General features: G+C 73.3%; 1 protein-coding gene. It reads left to right on the top strand.

Features of this window, described 5'->3' with window-relative positions; translation table 11 throughout:
- Window positions 1–35: 35 nt before the first annotated feature.
- Window positions 36–20,933 (top strand): type I polyketide synthase, encoded by a 20,898-nt coding sequence (locus AC3ERT_RS08820; protein ID WP_435173525.1) that lies wholly within the window; start codon window positions 36–38, stop codon window positions 20,931–20,933.
- Window positions 20,934–21,121: the final 188 nt, after the last annotated feature.

The raw sequence follows: 21,121 nt of genomic DNA, 5'->3' as shown, positions 1-21,121 counted from the left end.
GACACGATCACGGATTCAGAGACAGCGGAGCCCAAATGACTCAGTCCTCGGATAAGATCGTTGAGGCGCTGCGCGCGTCGCTTCTGGAGAACCAGCGACTCCGCAAGGAGCATCAGGACCTGGTCGACGCCGTCGGTGAGCCGCTGGCGATCGTGGGCATGGCCTGCCGCTTCCCCGGCGGCGTCGAGGACCCCGACGGCCTCTGGCGGCTGGTGGCCGACGGCGGCGACGCGGTCGGCGGCTTCCCGACCGACCGCGGCTGGGACACCGAGCTGCTGCACGACATCCCCAACGGCGGCGGCTTCCTGGACGACGCCAGCGGCTTCGACGCCGAGTTCTTCGGCATCTCGCCCCGCGAGGCGCTGGCCACCGACCCCCAGCAGCGGCTGCTGCTCGAAGCGTCCTGGGCCGCCTTGGAGAACGCCGGCCTGGACCCCCGCAAGACCGCGGGCACCCCGACCGGCGTCTTCATCGGCGCCGCGCCCTACGGCTACAGCGACGTCATGAGCGGGTCGTCCGACGACCTCCAGGGCCACATGCTGACGGGCAACGCCCCCGCCGTCGTCTCCGGGCGGGTCGCCTACACCCTCGGCCTCGAAGGTCCCGCGGTGACCGTGGACACAGCGTGCTCGTCGTCGCTGGTGGCGCTCCACCTCGCCGGTCACGCGCTGCGCGCGGGCGAGTGCTCCATGGCGCTCGTCGGCGGTGTCACGGTGATGGCGACCCCGGCCACGTTCGTGGAGTTCAGCCGGCAGGGCGGTTTGTCGTCGGACGGGCGGTGCCGGGCGTTCGCGGACGCGGCGGACGGGACGGGCTGGTCCGAGGGTGTCGGTGTGGTGGTGGTGGAGCGGTTGTCGGATGCGGAGCGGAACGGTCACGAGGTGCTGGCCGTGGTGCGGTCCAGTGCGGTGAACCAGGACGGCGCGTCGAACGGGTTGACGGCGCCTAACGGTCCCTCGCAGCAGCGGGTGATCCGGCAGGCGCTGGCGGCGGCTTCGCTCAGTCCGTCCGATGTGGACGTGGTGGAGGCGCACGGTACGGGGACGACGTTGGGTGACCCGATCGAGGCGCAGGCGTTGCTGGCGACGTACGGGCAGGGGCGGTCGGCGGAACGGCCGTTGTGGTTGGGGTCGTTGAAGTCGAACATCGGTCATACGCAGGCGGCTGCGGGTGTGGCGGGTGTGATCAAGATGGTGCTGGCGATGCGGCACGGGGTGCTGCCCCGTACCCTCCATGTGGACGAGCCGAGCACCCGGGTGGACTGGAGCACGGGTGAAGTGCGCCTGCTCAAGGAGGCGTTGGCCTGGCCGGAGACCGGGCGGCCCCGGCGTGCCGGTGTGTCCGCGTTCGGGATGTCCGGGACGAACGTGCACGTGATCCTGGAGTCTCCGGCGCCTCCCGTCGAGGTGGCGGTCGAGGCGGAGGTGGAGCCGGAGACGGGTGTGGTCTCTCCGGTGGCGTGGGTGGTGTCGGGTCGTTCGGCGGGTGCGGTGCGGGGTCAGGCGGAGCGTCTGCTGTCGGCGGTGGAGTCGGCGGAGTGGGAGCCGGTGGGTGTGGGTGCGGCGCTGCTGTCGCGGTCGTTGTTCGATCACCGTGCGGTGGTGGTGGGGGCGGACCGGGCCGAACTGACGGCTGGGTTGCGGGCGTTGGCGGCGGGTGAGCCGGTGGGAAACGTCGTGAACGGCGTCTCGCGAGGTGCTCAGGTCCGCCGGGTGGTGTTCGTGTTCCCGGGTCAGGGTGCTCAGTGGGTGGGGATGGCGGCGGGGTTGATGGGTGCCTCAGAGGTGTTCCGGGGGTCGATGGTGGCGTGTGGGGAGGCGTTGCGGCCGTTCGTGGACTGGGACCTGCTGGAAGTCCTCGATGACGAGGCTGCGTTGGCGCGGGTGGATGTGGTGCAGCCGGTGTTGTGGGCGGTGATGGTGTCGTTGGCGGCGGTGTGGCGTTCGTGGGGTGTGGAGCCGGCGGCGGTGGTGGGGCATTCGCAGGGTGAGATCGCGGCAGCGTGTGTGGCCGGTGGGCTGAGCTTGGCTGATGGTGCGCGGGTGGTGGCGTTGCGGAGCCGCGCTATCGCGGGCGAGTTGGCGGGTAAGGGTGGCATGGTCGCGGTCTCACTGCCAGTCGATGAGGTGCGCGAACTGCTGCCGGAGAACGTGTCCGTCGCCGTGGTCAATGGTCCGGGTGCGGTGGTGGTGGCGGGTCCGGTGGAGGAGCTGGACGCGCTGATCGCCCGGTGTGAGGAGCGGGAGGTGCGGGCCCGCAAGGTCCCCGTGGACTACGCCTCCCACTCCGCCTACGTGGAGCTGATCGAGGCCCAGGTCCTCACCGACCTGGCCGAGGTGAACCCGGTCACGTCCCCTGTCCCGATGTATTCGTCGGTGTCGGGGGAGCTGATCGACACGGCGACTGTGGATGCCGGTTACTGGTATCGCAATCTGCGGCAGACCGTGGAGTTCGAGCAGGCGACGCGGGCTCTGGCGGCCGATGGTTTCACCGCGTTCGTCGAGGTCAGCCCGCACCCCGTCCTCACCATGGCCGTGCAGGACACCCTGGGTGAGGACACCGTGGCGACGGGCACCCTGCGCCGTAACGAAGGGGGCATGGACCGGTTCCTGCTGTCCGCGGCCGAACTGTTCGTCCGTGGGGTGCCGGTCCGGTGGGACGGGCTCTTCGCAGGCCGGGTGTCGGGGCGGGTGAGTTTGCCGACGTATGCGTTCCAGCGGCGTCGGTACTGGCCGGAGCCGTCGTTGGTGGCGGGGGATGTGGCGGCGGCGGGTTTGGTGTCGGCGGAGCATCCGTTGCTGGGTGCGGTGGTGTCGGTGCCGGGTTCGGGCACGGTCGTCCTGACGTCGCGGTTGTCGTTGCGGGCGCAGCCGTGGTTGCGGGATCACGCGGTGCACGGCACGGTGCTCTTTCCCGGAACGGGCTTTGTGGAGCTGGCGGTTCGGGGTGCGGACGCGGTGGGGGCGGGTGGTCTGCGGGAGTTGGTCGTGGAGGCGCCGTTGGTCGTTCCCGAGACCGGGAGCGTCCAGGTGCAGGTCGTCGTGGACGGGTCGGATCGTACGGTGGCGGTGTACGCCCGTACCGGCGAGGACGAGCCCTGGACCCGCCACGCGACTGGGGCAACCGCCGTAGACGGCGCATTCGTTGACACCGCCGAGCTGGCGGGCGCGTGGCCGCCGCCCCGCAGCACACCCATCGACCTCGCGGACTTCTACGACCGCAGCGCCGACAGCGGGTTCGGGTACGGCCCGGTCTTCCAGGGCCTGACCCGGGCGTGGCAGCACAACGGCCACGTCCTGGCCGACATCGCGCTCCCGGCGGACGTCCGGGGCGGGGCGGGGGCCTTCGGCATCCACCCCGCGCTGCTCGACGCGGCCCTGCACCCCTCCACCTTCGCCGACCTCGCGCCGACCGAACTTGGCCGGCTGCCCTTCGCGTTCAACGACGTCACCCTGTACGCCACCGGCGCCACCCGCGTGCGGGCCCGGATCACCCCCGCCGGGTCCGACGCGATCTCGCTGCTGCTCGCCGACGAGACCGGCGCTCCCGTCCTGTCGATCGGCTCGCTCGTGCTCCGCCCGCTGACCGCGCAGACTCTGGCGGCCGAGGCCCGGCCCGGTGCGATGCTGGCCCTCGAGTGGTCGGACGCGTCGGCACCGGAAAGCGGCCTCCAGGACGTCCCGGCCGGGGCCACGGACGCGCACACGGAGGCCGACGCCGACGCCGACGCCGCGCCGTCCGACGTGGTCGTACTGGACGTCACCCCGGCGGGCGAGCAGGTCGTGGAGTCCGTCCACGCGACGGCGAACTGGGTGCTCGAACGGTTGCAGCGCTTCTCCGGCACCCGGATGGCCGTGGTGACCCGCGGCGCGGTCGCCACCGGTCCGGGCGAGACCGTCACCGACCTGGCCGCCGCCTCCGTGTGGGGCCTGGTACGGACCGCGCAGACCGAGGACCCGGGCCGCTTCCTGCTGCTGGACGTCGAGCCGGGCACCGCCGTGGACGGGGCGCTCCTGGCCCGCGCGTTCGCGGCGGACGAGCCGCAACTCGCCCTGCGGGGCGCCGCGTTCCAGGCCCCGCGCTTCACCCGGGTCCCCGCCGGCCCGGACAGCGGCCCGGACCCCGACACGGACAGCGGCCCGGACGCCGGCACCGACGCGGCGCCCGCCCCCCTGTTCCCCGCCGACGGCACCGTCCTGATCACCGGCGGCACCGGCGGCCTGGGCCGCGAGGTCGCCCGCCACCTGGTGACGGTCCACGGCGTACGCGACCTCCTGCTGCTCAGCCGCCGCGGCGCCGACGCCGACGGCACCGCCGAACTCGTCGCCGAACTCGCCGGCCACGGCGCCCAGGTCACCGTGACCGCGTGCGACGCCGCCGACCGCGACGCGCTGGCCGCCGCCCTGGACGGCGTACGGCTCACAGGCGTGGTGCACACCGCGGGCCTCCTGGACGACGGCACCGTGGCCTCGCTGAGCCCTGCGCAGATGGACCGGGTCATGCGCCCGAAGGTGGACGCCGCCTGGCACCTCCACGAGCTGACCCGGGACGCCGACCTGCGGGTTTTCGCCGTGTTCTCGTCGTTCTCCGGGCTCATCGGCAGCCCCGGGCAGGCCAACTACGCCGCCTCGAACATGTTCCTCGACGCGCTCATGGAGCGGCGCCGCCACGACGGCCTGCCCGGCGTCTCGATGGCGTGGGCCGCCTGGACCCAGGACGTGGGCCTGACCGGCACTCTCTCCGAGGTCGACATGCGCCGCATCGCGCGCTCGGGCGTGCCGCCGCTGACGGTCGCGCAGGGCCTGGCCCTCTTCGACCAGGCGCTGGCCGCCGACCGTCCCGTGCTCGCCCTGGCCCGCCTCGACCTGGCGCGCCTGCGCGCGCAGGGCGAACTCCCGGCGGTGCTGCGCGGTTTGGTGCCCGCCGCCCCGCGCCGTGCGGCCGCCGCCCAGGACGCGGGCGGCGACGGCCTCGCGGCGCGCATGGCCGCGCTCCCGGCGCAGGAGCGTGCCGCACACCTGCTCACCCTCGTCCGCGACCACGTCGCCTCCGTCCTCGGCTACCCGTCGGGCAACGACATCGACGGGACCAAGCCCTTCCGCGAGATCGGGTTCGACTCGCTGACCGCGGTCGAGCTGCGCAACCGGCTCCAGGCCGTGACCGGCTTCGCCCTGCCCTCGACCCTCGTCTTCGACTACCCGAGCGCCGAACGCCTCGCCGGCCACCTGGCCGAGCGCCTCGGCGGCGTCACCGCGGTCCCCGTCGACGCACTGCCTGTCCTCCGGTCGGTGGACGACGACCCGCTCGTCATCGTCGGCATGGCCTGCCGCTTCCCCGGCGGCGTCTGGGACCCGGACGGCATGTGGGACCTGCTGGCGCACGGTCGCGACGCCATGACCCGCTTCCCCGACGACCGCGGCTGGGACACCGGCCTGCTGACCGAACTCGCCCACGCCGGCGGCTTCGTCGACGGCGCCATGGACTTCGACGCCGGCTTCTTCGCGATGTCCCCGCGTGAGGCGCTGGCCACGGACCCGCAGCACCGCCTGCTGCTGGAGGGCTCCTGGGAGGCACTTGAGCACGCGGGTATCGACCCGCTCACGCTGGCCGGCTCGTCGACCGGCGTCTTCGTCGGCAGCTACCAGTCCGGCTACTCCGAGGTCGCCGGCGAGGCCATGACGGACGCCGACGCGAACGCCCAACTCCTCACCGGCGGCGCGCAGAGCGTCCTGTCCGGGCGGGTGGCGTACGCGCTGGGCCTGGTCGGTCCCGCGCTCACAGTGGATACGGCGTGCTCGTCGTCGCTGGTGGCGCTGCACCTTGCGGGTCAGGCGTTGCGGGGTGGGGAGTGCTCGCTGGCGTTGGTGGCGGGGGTGACGGTGAATGCGTTGCCGCACACGTTTGTGGGGTTCTCGCAGCAGGGTGGGTTGTCTGCTGATGGTCGGTGCAAGGCGTTTGCTGAGGCGGCGGATGGGACGGGCTTCAGTGAGGGCATGGGTGTGTTGGTGGTGGAGCGCCTGTCGGATGCGGAGCGGAATGGTCATCGGGTGTTGGCGGTGGTGCGGTCCAGTGCGGTGAACCAGGATGGTGCGTCGAATGGTTTGACGGCGCCGAACGGTCCGTCGCAGCAGCGGGTGATCCGGCAGGCGTTGGCGGCTGCGGGGTTGGGTGCGGCGGATGTGGACGCGGTGGAGGCGCACGGTACGGGGACGACGCTGGGTGACCCGATCGAGGCCCAGGCCGTGCTGGCGACGTACGGGCAGGGGCGTTCGGAGGAGCGGCCGTTGTGGATGGGTGCGGTGAAGTCGAACATCGGTCATACGCAGGCGGCTGCGGGTGTGGCGGGTGTGATCAAGATGGTGTTGGCGATGCGGCATGGGGTGTTGCCGCGGACGTTGCATGTGGATGAGCCGAGTTCGCATGTGGACTGGGAGCAGGGCCATGTGCGGTTGGTGACGGAGTCGGTGGCGTGGCCGGAGACGGGGCGCGCCCGGCGGGCGGGGGTGTCGTCGTTCGGTATCTCGGGGACGAACGCGCACGTGATCCTGGAGGCGGCGCCCGAAGTTGACGTGGAGCCCGAGGCGGAGGGTGAAGCCGCACCGGCGGACGGCGTCGGGACGGTGTGGGTGGTGTCGGGTCGTACGGAGCAGGCGCTGCGCGGCCAGGCCGAGCGGCTGGTGTCCGCGGTGGAGGGCCAGAACCCCGCGGCGGTGGGCGCTGCCTTGCTCTCCCGGTCGCTCTTCGACCACCGCGCGGTGGTGGTGGGCGCTGATGCGGCCGAACTGACGGCCGGGCTAAGGGCGTTGGCTGCGGGCGAGCCCAGTGCGGGCGTGGCGCAGGGCGAGGCAAGGAACGGGCGCCGGGTGGCGGTGCTGTTCACCGGCCAGGGTGCGCAACGGCTCGGCATGGGGCGCGTGTTGTACGGGGAGTGCGAGGTGTTCGCTGCGGCCTTCGACGAGGTGGTGGCGGAGTTGGACCAGCACCTCGATGTCCCGCTGCGGGATGTGGTGTGGGGCGAGGACGCGGAGGAGCTGAACTCCACGGGGTGGGCGCAGCCCGCGCTGTTCGCGGTCGAGGTGGCGTTGTTCCGGTTGCTGGAGTCCTTCGGGGTGCGGGCGGACTATCTGCTCGGCCATTCCATTGGTGAGGTGGCGGCGGCTCATGTGGCGGGGGTCTTCGACCTGGCGGACGCCTGCCGGCTCGTGGCGGAGCGGGCGCGTTTGATGCAGGCGCTTCCGGTCGGTGGGGCGATGGTGGCCATTGCGTCGCCGGAGGAGGACGTACGGCCGTACCTGTCCGACGCTGTGTCGCTTGCGGCGGTCAACGCGCCTGGCTCCGTGGTCGTTTCGGGTGAGGAGGCCGCCGTTCTCGCGGTGGGCGAGCACTTCAAGGCGCAGGGTGTGAAGACGACGCGGCTGCGGGTGTCTCATGCGTTCCACTCGGCGCTCATGGACCCGATGCTGGCGGACTTCACCGCGGCCATCGCCGATGTGGAGTTCGCCGAGCCCCGTATCCCCGTCGTGTCGAACCTGACCGGCGAGCCCGCGGACATGACGTCCCCCACGTACTGGGCCCAGCAGGTCCGTTCGGCGGTGCGGTTCGCCGACGGGCTGGCGTGGCTGGCCGGGGAGGGCGTGGACACCTTCGTCGAGGCGGGCCCCGACGCGGTGCTGGCCGGACTGGTCGGCCTCAACGGGATCGCGGACGCCGCCGCCGTGGCCCTGCAACGTGGTGACCGTACGGGGGTCCAGGTCGCACACCACGCACTGGGCCAACTCTTCGTGCACGGCGTGCCGGTGAGGTGGGACGGCCTGTTCGGCGACCGCAGGCCCGCCGCTTGGGTGGACCTGCCGACGTACGCCTTCCAGCGCCGCCGTTACTGGCCGCAGGCGTCCCTCGCCGGGGGCGACGTGACCGCGGCCGGGCTGGCGTCCGCCGAACACCCGCTGCTCGGCGCGGTGGTGTCGCTGCCGGAGACCGGCACGGTGGTGCTGACGTCGCTGCTGTCGCTCCGTACGCAGCCGTGGCTGGCCGACCACGCCGTCCAGGGCACGGTGCTGTTCCCCGGAACGGGCTTTGTGGAGCTGGCGATCCGCGGCGCTGACGCCGTGGGGGCGGGCGGGCTGCGCGAGCTGATCGTGGAGGCGCCGCTCGTCGTCCCCGGGACGGGGAACGTCCAGGTGCAGGTCGTCGTGGACGACGGCACCGCGGTCGTCTACGCCCGGCCCACCGGCGACGACCCCTGGACCCGGCACGCGAGCGCCGTACTGGGCGACGCCTCCGCCGCCGGGTCGGCCGGGTGGCAGTGGCCCCCGTCCGAGGGCGCGCCTGTCGATGTCACGGACTTCTACGCACGGATGGCCGAGGGCGGCTTCGCGTACGGTCCCGCGTTCCAGGGCCTGCGGCAGGTGTGGCAGGCCGACGGCACGGTCTTCGCGGAGGTGTCCGTCGGCGCGGACGAGGCCGACCGGGCCCGTAGGTTCGGGGTGCACCCGGCGCTGCTGGATGCCGCGCTCCAGGCGAGCACGTTCGCGGGGCTGGAGCCCGCCCCCGCCGGCCGCATGCCGTTCAGCTTCTCGGACGTGACCTTGCACGCGGGCGGCGCGACGGTGACCCGGGTCCGGGTCACCCGCAAGGGACCGGACAGCGTGGGCGTCGAACTGTCCGACAGTAACGGTCAGTTGGTGCTGAGCATCGGTTCGCTGGTGATGCGGCCGGTGGCGGCTGGCGGTGTGTCCGGTGGTGTGCGGTCCGGGCTGGTGCTGGGGTTGGACTGGTCGTCGGTGGTGGCGGTGCCGGAGGAGGGGGTGCCGGGTGCGGGTGTGGCGGTGTTCGGTGTGTCGGAGGAGCTTGAACCGGGTGCGGGTGTGCTGGTGTTGGCGGCGTTCGGTGCCGGGGGCGATGTGGTGGGGTCGGCGCATGGGCTGACCGGTTGGGTGTTGGGTCAGGTGCAGCGGTGGCTGGGGGATGAGCGGTTCGGCGGAAGCCGGCTGGTGGTGGCGACGCGGGGTGCAGTCGAGGCGGAGCCGGGGGAGGCGGTTACTGATCTGGCGGGTTCGGCGGTGTGGGGTCTGGTGCGGTCGGCGCAGGCGGAACACCCCGGCCGGATCACCCTGGTGGACGTCGAAGCGTCGACCACCAACCTGGACACCGATCTCATCGCCAAGCTCGCGGCTGGTGGGGAGCCGCAGGTGGTCGTCCGGGAGGGTGTCGTCCGTGCGGCGCGCCTGGTGCGCGTGACGGCCACCCCGGACGCTCCGGATGCGGAGTTTGCGGGCTTCGGCGACGGCACGGTGCTGGTCACCGGTGGTACGGGCGGGCTCGGGCGGGAGGTGGCCCGGCACCTGGTGCGTACGCACGGCGTGCGGAGCCTGCTGCTGGTCAGCCGGCGCGGTCTCGCGGCCGAGGGCGCACCGGAGTTGGCCGATGAGCTGGGCGCGGAAGGCGCCGAGGTGACCGTCGCGGCGTGTGACGTGAGTGACCGTGATGCGCTGGCGGAGCTGCTGGCCGAGGTGCCGTTGGCCGGTGTGGTCCACACGGCGGGGGTGGTGGACGACGGGCTGGTCTCGTCGCTGACCGCGGAGCGGTTGGCCCGGGTGCTGGCGCCGAAGGTGGATGCGGCCTGGCATCTGCACGAGCTGACCCGGGACCGCGACCTCACGCACTTCGTGGTGTTCTCCTCGCTCGCGGGTGTGCTGGGCAGCCCGGGTCAGGGCAACTACGCGGCGGGCAACGTCTTCCTGGACACGCTCATGCAGCACCGTCGTCAAAGCGGGTTGCCCGGGGTGTCGATGGCGTGGGGCCCCTGGTCTCAAGGTGCGGGCCTGACGGGTGAGTTGTCGGAGGCGGACATGCGCCGTATCACCGCCTCCGGGACCCCGCCCTTCACCGTCGACCAGGGCCTGGCGATGTTCGACGCCGCCCTGGCCGGTTCGCAAGCAGCCGTCGCGCTGACCCGGCTGGACCTCGGCGCCCTCCGCACCCGCAGCGACCTCCCCCCGCTGTGGCGCACCCTCGCCGGGCAGCCCGCCCGCCGCGCCGCCGGCGACCACCACGCCGAACCCGCCGACCTGGCGCACCGCTTGGCGCACCGCACCCGCGCCGACCGCGAGGAGGAGTTGCTGACGCTGGTCGCCGACCACGTGGCCGCGGTGCTCGGGTACGCGTCGCGCGAGCAGATCGACACCACGCAGGCGTTCCGGGACCTCGGCTTCGACTCGCTCAGCGCGATCGAGCTGCGCAACCGGCTCCAGGCGGCGACGGGCCTCGCCGTCCCGGCCACCCTCGTCTTCGACTACCCGAACGCGCGGCGGCTGGCCGGGCACCTCGCCGAGCAGTTCGGCGACGCCCCGCGCGGCACGGCGGACACGCTGCCGCCGCTCGCCTCCGTCGCCGACGACGCGCTCGTCATCGTCGGCATGGCCTGCCGTTTCCCGGGCGGTGTGCGGGACCTCGACGGCTACTGGCGGCTGATCGCCAACGGCGAGGACGGCATGTCCCCCTTCCCCGCCGACCGCGGCTGGGACCTGGAGGCCCTGTACGACCCGGCGGGCCCCGGCGCCTCGGCCACCCGCGAGGGCGGTTTCCTCGACGGGGCACTCGACTTCGACGCGGGCTTCTTCGGCATCTCCCCGCGCGAGGCCCTGGTCACCGACCCGCAGCAGCGGCTGCTGCTGGAGACGTCCTGGGAGGCGCTGGAGCACGCCGGCATCGCCCCGGACCGGCTGTCCGGCAGCCGTACCGGCGTCTTCGTCGGCAGCTACCAGTCCGGGTACAGCGAGGTCATCGCCGACGCCCTCGACGAGGCCGAGCCGCAGGCGCTCACCGGCAACGCGCAGAGCGTGCTGTCCGGCCGGGTCGCGTACACCCTCGGCCTCGAAGGCCCGGCGGTCACGGTGGACACGGCCTGCTCGTCGTCGCTGGTCGCCCTGCACTGGGCCGGCCAGGCGCTGCGCGCGGGGGAGTGCTCGCTCGCGCTGGTCGGCGGCGTCACCATGATGGCCACCCCGAGCACCTTCGTTGGCTTCACCCAGCAGGGCGGCGTCGCGTCGGACGGCCGCTGCAAGGCGTTCGCGGACGCCGCCGACGGCACCGGCTGGTCGGAGGGCGTGGGCGTGCTGGTCGTGGAGCGCCTGTCGGACGCGGAGCGCAACGGCCACCGCGTGCTGGCGGTCGTACGGTCCAGCGCGGTCAACCAGGACGGCGCGTCCAACGGTCTGACGGCGCCGAACGGTCCCTCGCAGCAGCGGGTGATCCGGCAGGCGCTGGCCGCGGGCGGCCTGTCGCCGGCCGACGTGGACGCCGTCGAGGCGCACGGCACCGGTACGTCCCTGGGCGACCCGATCGAGGCGCAGGCGGTGCTCGCCACCTACGGCCAGGAACGGCCGGAGGAACGGCCGCTCTGGCTCGGCGCGGTGAAGTCGAACATCGGGCACACCCAGGCCGCGGCCGGTGTGGCGGGCGTAATCAAGATGGTGCTGGCGATGCGGCACGGCATGCTGCCCCGCACCCTGCATGTGGACGAGCCGAGCACGCACGTCGACTGGACGGCCGGGCAGGTGCGGCTTCTCACCGAGGCCGTGCCGTGGCCGGAGACCGGGCGACCCCGGCGTGCCGGTGTGTCGTCGTTCGGCATCTCTGGGACGAACGCGCACGTGATCCTGGAGTTTCCGGCGGCTCCTGTCGAGGTGGCGGTCGAGGCGGAGGTGGAGCCGGAGCCGGGTGTGGTGTCTCCGGTGGTGTGGGTGGTGTCGGGTCGTACGGCGGGTGCGGTGCGGGGTCAGGCGGAGCGTCTGCTCTCGGCGGTGGAGTCGGCGGAGTGGGAGCCGGCGGGTGTGGGTGCGGCGCTGCTGTCGCGGTCGCTGTTCGATCACCGTGCGGTGGTGGTGGGGGCGGACCGGGCCGAACTGGCGGCTGGGTTGCGGGCGTTGGCGGCGGGTGAGCCGGTGGGGAACGTCGTGAACGGCGTCACCCGAGGTGCTCAGGCTCGCCGGGCGGCGTTCGTGTTCCCCGGCCAGGGTGCTCAGTGGGTGGGGATGGCTGCGGGGTTGATGGGTGCCTCGGAGGTGTTCCGGGGGTCGATGGTGGCGTGTGGGGAGGCGTTGCGGCCGTTCGTGGACTGGGATCTGCTGGAAGTCCTCGATGACGAGGCGATGTTGGCGCGGGTGGATGTGGTGCAGCCGGTGTTGTGGGCGGTGATGGTGTCGTTGGCGGCGGTGTGGCGTTCGTGGGGTGTGGAGCCGGCGGCGGTGGTGGGGCATTCGCAGGGTGAGATCGCGGCAGCGTGTGTGGCCGGTGGGCTGAGCTTGGCTGATGGTGCGCGGGTGGTGGCGTTGCGGAGCCGCGCTATCGCGGGCGAGTTGGCGGGCAAGGGTGGCATGGTCGCGGTGTCGCTGCCGGTGGATGAGGTGCGCGAACTGTTGCCGGAGAACGTGTCCGTCGCCGTGGTCAATGGTCCGGGTGCGGTGGTGGTGGCGGGTCCGGTGGAGGAGTTGGACGCGCTGATCGCCCGGTGTGAGGAGCGGGAAGTGCGCGCCCGCCGGGTGCCCGTGGACTACGCCTCCCACTCCGCCTACGTGGAGCTGATCGAGGCCCAGGTCCTCGCCGATCTGGCCGAGGTGAACCCGGTCACGTCCCCCGTCCCCATGTACTCCTCCGTCTCGGGCGAGCGCATCGACACCTCCACCCTGGACGCCGGTTACTGGTACCGCAATCTGCGCCAGACCGTGGAGTTCGAGCAGGCGACCCGGGCCCTCGCAGCCGACGGCTTCACCGCGTTCGTGGAGGTCAGCCCGCACCCCGTCCTCACCATGGCCGTGCAGGACACGCTCGGTGAGGACACCGTGGCAACGGGCACCCTGCGCCGTAACGAGGGCGGCCTGGACCGTTTCCTGCTGTCCGCGGCCGAACTCTTCGCCCACGGCGTCCCCGTCGCGCTGGACCGGCTGTTCACCGGTCGCGGCGCGGAGTGGGTGGACCTGCCGACGTACGCCTTCCAGCACCGCCGGTATTGGCCGCAGGCGGCCGTGGCGGCCCACGACCCCGCGCTGCGCGACCCGGTGGACGCCGAGTTCTGGGCGTCGATGGAGAGCCGCGACGTCGCCGGGCTCGCCCGCTCGCTGGGCGTCGACAGCGCCGCGCTGACGGACGTGGTGCCCGCCATGCTGCGCTGGCGCGACCAGCGGCAGTCCGCGACCGCCGCGGACGGCTGGCGCTATCGGGAGACGTGGGCGCCGGTGTCGGCGACGGGCCGGCTCGCCGGCGCGCCCGCCGCACGCTGGGCGGTGGTCGTGCCCGGCGGGTACGCCGCCGACCCGTGGACGGTGGCGGTGGCCGAGGCCGTGGGCGGCGAGCTGATCGAGGACGACGGCACGGCACTGGAGGTGAGCCCGGCCTGCCCGGGCGTGGTGTCGCTGCTGGCGGTACGGGACGACGTCGAAGGGCTGCTGTCCACTGTCCGGCTGGTGCAGCAGGTGCGGGTGCCGGTGTGGGCGGTGACGCGCGGCGCGGTCGCCGTCCACGGCGAGGAGCGGATCGGCGGCGTCTGGCCGGGGGCGACCTGGGGCCTCGGCCGGGTGGCCGCCCTCGAAGTGCCCGAGCGGTGGGCCGGCCTGCTGGACCTGCCCGAGGTCATCGACGACGCGGTCCGGCAGCGGCTGGGCGCGGTCGTCGCGGGCGGGCACGGCGAGGACCAGCTCGCCGTCCGCTCGTCCGGGCTGTACGCCCGGCGCCTGGTGCACGCCCCGGCGGCCGGACTGCCCGCGGCCTGGCGGACCAGCGGCACCGCGATCGTGACCGGCGGCACCGGCGGGGTCGGCGCCCATGTGGCGCGCTGGCTGGTCGGGGCGGGCGCCGAGCACGTCGTCCTGGTCAGCCGCCGCGGCCCGGCCGCGGACGGCGTCCCGGAGCTGACCGCCGAACTCCAAGCCGCGGGCGCCCGGGTGAGCGTGGCCGCCGGGGACATCGGCGACCGGGAGACCGTCGCGGCGCTGATCGCCGCGGTCCCCGCCGACCTGCCGCTGCGCACCGTCATGCACGCGGCGGGCGTGGTCGACGAGGGCGGCGCCGTCGCCGACCTCACCGAGGAGGCACTGCGCGCGCAGCTGCGGGTCAAGGTCACCGGCGGGCTGCTGCTCGACGAACTCACCCGCGACCTGGAGCTGGACGCGTTCGTGCTGTTCTCCTCCGGCGCCGCGGCCTGGGGCAGCGCCGGCCAGGGCGGCTACGCCGCCGCCAACGCCTGCCTCGACGCCCTCGCCGGGCACCGCCGGGCCCGCGGCCTGCCCGCCCTGTCCGTGGCCTGGGGCGCCTGGGATGCGCCGGGCATGATGGCCGCCGACGCCGACTACGCCCAGTACCTCACGCGGCTCGGTGTGCACCCCATGCGGCCCGAACTGGCGGTTGCCGCCCTGCACCGGGCGCTGAGCGACGGCGACACCAATGTCGCGGTCACCCACATGGACTGGTCGCGCTTCGTGCCGACCTTCGGCATGGCCCGGCCGACCCGCCTGTTCTCGCTGCTGCCGGAGGCGGCCGCGGCCGAACCGGAGGAGACGCCGGAAGGCGGCGGCCACCTGCGCGCCATGACCCCGCAGGAGCGCTACGACCACCTGCTCGCCGCGGCCCGTGACCACGCCGCCGCGGTCCTCGGCCACGACTCGGGCGAACAGGTCGACGCGACCCAGGCGTTCAAGGAACTCGGCTTTGACTCGGTGACCGCGGTGGAGTTCCGCAACCGGCTCCAGACCGTCACCGGCCTGAGCCTGCCGACCACCCTCGTCTTCGACTACCCCAACGCCGCCCGCATCGCCGGCTACCTGGCCGAGCGCTTCGGCGACACCTCGGCGCAGACCGCGGACGCCCAGCCGGCCCTGCCGGTTCCCACAGCCGACGGTGCCGACGACCCGATGGTCATCGTGGGCATGGCCTGCCGCTTCCCCGGCGGTGTGGACAACCCCGCCGACCTGTGGCGCGTCGTCACCGACGGCGTCGACGTGATGTCGGGCTTCCCCGACGACCGCGGCTGGGACCTCGAGGCGCTCTACGACCCGAACGGCGAGCGCGCCGGCTCCTCGGTCACCCGCGAGGGCGGCTTCCTGGACGACGCGGGCGGTTTCGACGCCGCCTTCTTCGGCATCTCCCCGCGCGAGGCCATGGCCACCGACCCGCAGCAGCGGCTGGTGCTGGAAGCCTCCTGGGAGGCCCTGGAACACGCGGGCATCGACCCGGCCGCCCTGGCCGGGACCTCCACCGGCGTCTTCGTCGGCGCCGCCCCGTCCGGCTACAGCGAGGTCGCCGGCGCCACCCCCGAAGCCCAGGGGCACCTGCTCACCGGCGGCCTGCTCAGCGTGCTGTCCGGCCGGGTCGCCTACACCCTCGGCCTCCAGGGCCCGGCGGTCAGCGTGGACACCGCCTGCTCGTCGTCGCTGGTCGCCCTGCACTGGGCCGGTCAGGCGCTGCGCGCGGGGGAGTGCTCGCTCGCGCTCGTCGGCGGCGTGGCCGTCATGGCCACCCCGGGCGGCTTCGTCGAGTTCAGCCGCCAGGGCGGGCTGGCCGCCAACGGCCGGGTCAAGGCCTTCGCCGAAGCGGCCGACGGCACCGCTTGGTCCGAGGGCGTGGGCGTGCTGGTCGTGGAGCGCCGGTCGGACGCGGAGCGCAACGGCCACCGTGTGCTGGCGGTCGTACGGTCCAGCGCGGTCAACCAGGACGGCGCGTCCAACGGTCTGACGGCGCCGAACGGTCCCTCGCAGCAGCGGGTGATCCGCCAGGCGCTGGCCGCGGCCTCGCTGTCGCCGTCCGACGTGGACGTGGTGGAGGCGCACGGCACCGGTACGACGCTCGGCGACCCGATCGAGGCCCAGGCGCTGCTCGCGACCTACGGTCAGGGCCGCCCCGCCGAACGGCCGCTGCTGCTGGGGTCCTTGAAGTCCAACATCGGGCACACGCAGGCGGCCGCGGGCGTGGCGGGCGTGATCAAGATGGTGCTCGCCCTCCAGAACGGGGTGGTGCCCCGCACCCTGCACGTGGACGCGCCGTCCTCCCAGGTCGACTGGTCCGCGGGCGGCGTCGAACTGGTCACCGCGCAGGTGGCCTGGCCGTCGGCGGACCCGGACCGGCCGCGCCGCGCGGGCGTCTCGTCCTTCGGCGTCTCGGGGACGAACGCGCACGTCATTCTGGAGGCCGCGCCCGAGGCGGAGCCGGAGTCCGTGGTGGAGGACGGCGGTGCCGGGACGGTGTGGGTGGTGTCGGGTCGTTCGGAGGAGGCGCTGCGGGCGCAGGCCGGGCGGTTGGTGTCGGCGGTGGACGGGGCGAACCCGGTGGCAGTGGGTGCGGCGTTGTTGTCGCGGTCGGTGTTCGAGCACCGGGCCGTGGTGGTGGGTGCTGATGCGGGTGAGCTGACGGCGGGGTTGCGGGCGTTGGCGGCAGGGGAGTCGGTGGCGAACGTGGTGGACGGTGCGGCGGCCGGTGGCCGTCGGGTGGCGGTGTTGTTCGCGGGTCAGGGTGCGCAACGGCTGGGGATGGGGCGGGTGTTGTACGGGGAGTCGGCGGTGTTCGCTGCGGCTTTCGATGAGGTGGTGGCGGAGTTGGACCAGCACCTCGATGTCCCGTTGCGGGATGTGGTGTGGGGTGAGGATGCGGAGGTGCTGAACTCCACGGGGTGGGCGCAGCCGGCGCTGTTCGCGGTTGAGGTGGCGTTGTTCCGGTTGCTGGAGTCGTTCGGGGTAAAGGCGGACTACCTGCTGGGGCACTCGATCGGTGAGGTGGCGGCGGCTCATGTGGCGGGGGTTTTTGACCTGCGGGACGCCTGCCGGCTCGTGGCGGCGCGGGCGCGTTTGATGCAGGCGCTTCCGGCGGGTGGGGCGATGGTGGCGATTGCCGCGCCGGAGGCTGAGGTGCTGCCGCAGTTGCCCGAGGGCGTCTCGGTGGCGGCGGTCAACGCGCCCGGCTCCGTGGTCGTTTCGGGCGGGGAGGCCGCTGTCCTCGCGGTGGGTCAGCAGTTCAAGGCGCTGGGTGTGAAGACGACGCGGCTGCGGGTGTCGCACGCGTTCCATTCGGCGTTGATGGACCCGATGGTGGAGGACTTCATGGCGGCGATCGCCGACGTGGAGTTCTCGGAGCCGCGCATCCCCGTGGTGTCGAACCTGACGGGTGAGCCGGCGGACATGACGTCGCCGAAGTATTGGGCGCAGCAGGTGCGTTCGGCGGTCCGGTTCGCGGATGGTCTGGCGTGGTTGGCCGGGCAAGGCGTGGACACGTTCGTGGACGCGGGTCCGGACGGCGTCGTGGCGGGGTTGGCGCAGGCCAACGCCGAGGACGCTGTTGCGGTGGCCCTGATGCGCAAGGACCGGGAGGGCCAGCGGACCGCGCTGCTGGCGGCCGGGGAACTCTTCGTCCAGGGCGTGCCGGTCGGCTGGCAGACCCTGGCGGGCGGCCGGAAACCGGGCCGGGTGGATCTGCCGACGTACGCCTTCCAGCGGCGCCGCTACTGGGCCCAGCCGAAGCCGGCCGGCGACGTGACGGCAGCCGGGCTGGCGTCCGCCGAACACCCGTTGCTGGGTGCGGTGGTGTCGGTGCCGGACTCGGGTGCGGTGGTGCTGACGTCGCGGTTGTCGCTCCGTACGCAGCCGTGGTTGCGGGATCACGCGGTGCACGGGGTGGTGCTGTTCCCGGGAACGGGCTTTGTGGAGCTGGCGGTTCGGGGTGCCGATGCCGTGGGGGCCGGTGGACTGCGGGAGTTGGTCGTGGAGGCGCCGTTGGTCGTTCCCGAGGCGGGGAGCGTGCAGGTGCAGGTGGTGGTCAACGACGACAGTGGGCTCGCGGTGTACGCCCGGACGACGGATGACGAGCCCTGGACCCGGCACGCGAGCGCCGTACTGGGCGACGCCTCCGCCGCCGGGGCGGCCGGGTGGCAGTGGCCGCCGGAGAGCGGTGGGCGGGTCGACGTCTCGGACTTCTACCGGCTGACCGCCGACCACGGCTTCGCGTACGGCCCGGCGTTCCAGGGGCTGCGCGAGGTCTGGGCCGGACCCGAGGAGGTCTACGCCGAGGTGGCGGTCCCGGACGACGAGGCCGACCGGGCCCGTAGGTTCGGGGTGCACCCGGCGCTGCTGGATGCCGCGCTCCAAGCGAGTGCCTTCGTGGGGCTGGAGCCCGCGCCGGCCGGGCGGTTGCCGTTCAGCTTCTCGGACGTGACCCTGCATGCCGGTGGCGCGACCGCCTCCCGGGTACACCTGGTGCGGACGGGCGCGGACAGCATGCGGGTCGAACTGGCCGACAGCGACGGCCGGTTGGTGGTGAGCATCGGTTCGTTGGTGATGCGGCCGGTGGCGGCCGGCGGTGTGTCCGGTGGTGTGCGGTCCGGGCTGGTGCTGGGGTTGGACTGGTCGTCGGTGGTGGCGGTGCCGGAGGAGGGGGTGCCGGGTGCGGGTGTGGCGGTGTTCGGTGTGTCGGAGGACGTCGAACCGGGTGCGGATGTGCTGGTGTTGGCGGCCTACGGTGCCGCGGGCGATGTGGTGGGCTCGGCGCATGAGGTGACCGGTTGGGTGTTGGCTCAGGTGCAGCGGTGGTTGGGGGATGAGCGGTTCGGCGGAAGCCGGTTGGTGGTGGCGACGCGGGGTGCGGTCGAGGCGGAGCCGGGGGAGGCGGTCGCTGATCTGGCGGGTTCGGCGGTGTGGGGTCTGGTGCGGTCGGCGCAGGCCGAGCACCCCGGCCGGATCACCCTGTTGGACGTCGAAGCGTCGGCCACCTCTCTGGACACCGATCTCATCGCCAAGCTCGCGGTCGGCGGGGAGCCGCAGGTGGTTGTCCGGGACGAGGTCGTCCGTGCGGCGCGCCTGGTGCGGGTGACGGCCACTCCGGACGCCTCGGATACGGAGTCGGCGGGCTTCGGTGACGGTACGGTGCTGGTCACCGGTGGTACGGGCGGGCTCGGGCGGGAGGTGGCCCGGCACCTGGTGCGTACGCACGGTGTGCGGGATCTGCTGCTGGTCAGCCGTCGTGGTGGCGGTGCCGAACTGGTCGCGGAACTGGCCGAGTTGGGTGCCCGGGCCCGGGTTGCGGCCTGTGATGTCAGTGACCGTGGAGCGTTGGCGGAGTTGCTGGCGGGCGTTCCGTTGAGCGGTGTCGTCCACATGGCGGGCGTGGTCGAGGACGCGCTGATCACCTCCCTGACCGCGGAGCGGTTGGCCCGGGTGCTGGCGCCGAAGGTGGATGCGGCCTGGCATCTGCACGAGCTGACCCGGGACCGTGACCTCACGCACTTCGTGGTGTTTTCCTCGCTCGCGGGTGTGCTGGGCAGCCCGGGACAGGGCAACTACGCGGCGGGCAACGTCTTCCTGGACACGCTCATGCAGCACCGGCGTCACGCCGGTCTTCCCGCTGTGTCGATGGCGTGGGGCCCGTGGTCTCAAGGTGCGGGTCTGACGGGTGAGTTGTCGGAGGCGGACATGCGCCGTATCACCGCCTCCGGGACCCCGCCCTTCACCGTGGACCAGGGCCTGGCGATGTTCGACGCCGCCCTGGCCGGTTCGCAAGCAGCCGTCGCGCTGACCCGGCTGGACCTCAGCACCCTCCGCACCCGCAGCGACCTCCCCCCGCTGTGGCGCACCCTCGCCGGGCAGCCCGCCCGCCGCGCCGCCGGGAGCCACCACGCCGAACCGGCCGACCTGGCCCGCCGGTTGGCCGAGCTGCCCGATGCGGCGGCGCGGGACGCGTATCTGCTGCGGCTCGTCGCCGACCACGTGGCCCTCGTCCTGGGCCATGCGCCGGGCGACGGGCTGGACGTGACGAAGGAGTTCCGCGAGTTGGGCTTCGACTCGCTGACCTCCGTCGACCTGCGAAACCGCCTCCAGGCGGCCACCGGTCTGCCGCTGCCCGCCACGCTCGTCTTCGACCACCCGGACGCCGCCACCCTGGCCGGTTTCCTGGGGACGAAGTTCGGCGGCATCGGCGGCCCGTCCGCCGCAGCGGTGGCCGAGACACCCGCGCCGAGGGACCCGATGCAGGACCTCTACCTCGGGGCGCTGGAGAGCGGCCGGGCCGACCTCGGCGACGCGTTCGCGCTCAGCGCGGCGCGGCTGCGCCCCCGTTACGGCGACGCCGAGCGGGAGGCGCGGCGGCCGGTGCCGGTGCGGCTGTCGGCGGGGGAGAGCGGCCCGCACCTGGTCTGCGTCTGCCCGCCGCTGGCGCTGAACGGGCCGCAGACGTACAACCGGTTCGCGGCCGAACTGGCCGCCGACTGGAAGGTGTCGGCGCTGGTGGCGCCCGGGTTCGCGGCGGGCACCCCGCTGCCGGAGAGCGCTGAGGTGCTGATCGCGACGCTGGCCGACGCGGTGCAGGAGTACGTCGGGGACGGCCCGTTCGCGCTGGCCGGGCTCTCCTCCGGCGGTGTGCTCGCCCACGAGATCGCCCGGGAGTTGCAGCGGCGGGGCCGCGACCCGCTGGCCGTGGTGCTGCTCGACTCGTACCCGATGAACAGCCCGGTGCTGAAGCGCTGGAAGAACGAGATGGCCCGGGTCGGGCTGGAGCGGGCCCGTGCGCTGGACCGGCGTCACGCCGACGAGGGGTTCCGGCTGGAGGAGATCACCGCCTCGGCCTGGATCTGCGGCGAGTTGCTGCTCGACTGGGAGGCGCGGGGGCTGACGGTGCCGTCGTGCCTGGTCCGCGCCAGCGAGCCGGTGGTGGCCGAGGACGGCGACGGCGCCGGCTGGCAGACCCCGGTGGCGGCCTCGCAGGTCATCGACGTGCCGGGGGACCACTTCAGCATCATGGACCGGCAGTTCGCGGCGTCCACGGCGGCCGCCGTACGCGACTGGCTCGCGGAGGTGACCACCCAGGCTGCCTACGTACCCGCCCCCTTCGCACCTGCCGATGGCGTATCCACCGACGGCGTATCCACCGACGGCGTACGCGCCGACCAGGTCTCCGCGGACTGACCTGCCGGCTCCGCCCCGATCGGCGGGGACCCGGGTGCACGCCGGGTCCCCGCCCCGCGCCCGTGCGCCCCCGCGTCCCCCTCCCCGCCCGGTCTTGCGCGGATCTTGACCCGTCTTTGAGCTGGGCTCGGCAGGCTCTCCATCAGCATCAGGAACTCACATGCGTCACAGGCGTCCGGACGCCGGGT

The sequence above is a fragment of the Actinacidiphila sp. bgisy145 genome (assembly GCF_057708125.1).
Note: the sequence above shows the minus strand (reverse complement) of the source record. Positions and strands in the feature narration are given on the sequence as shown.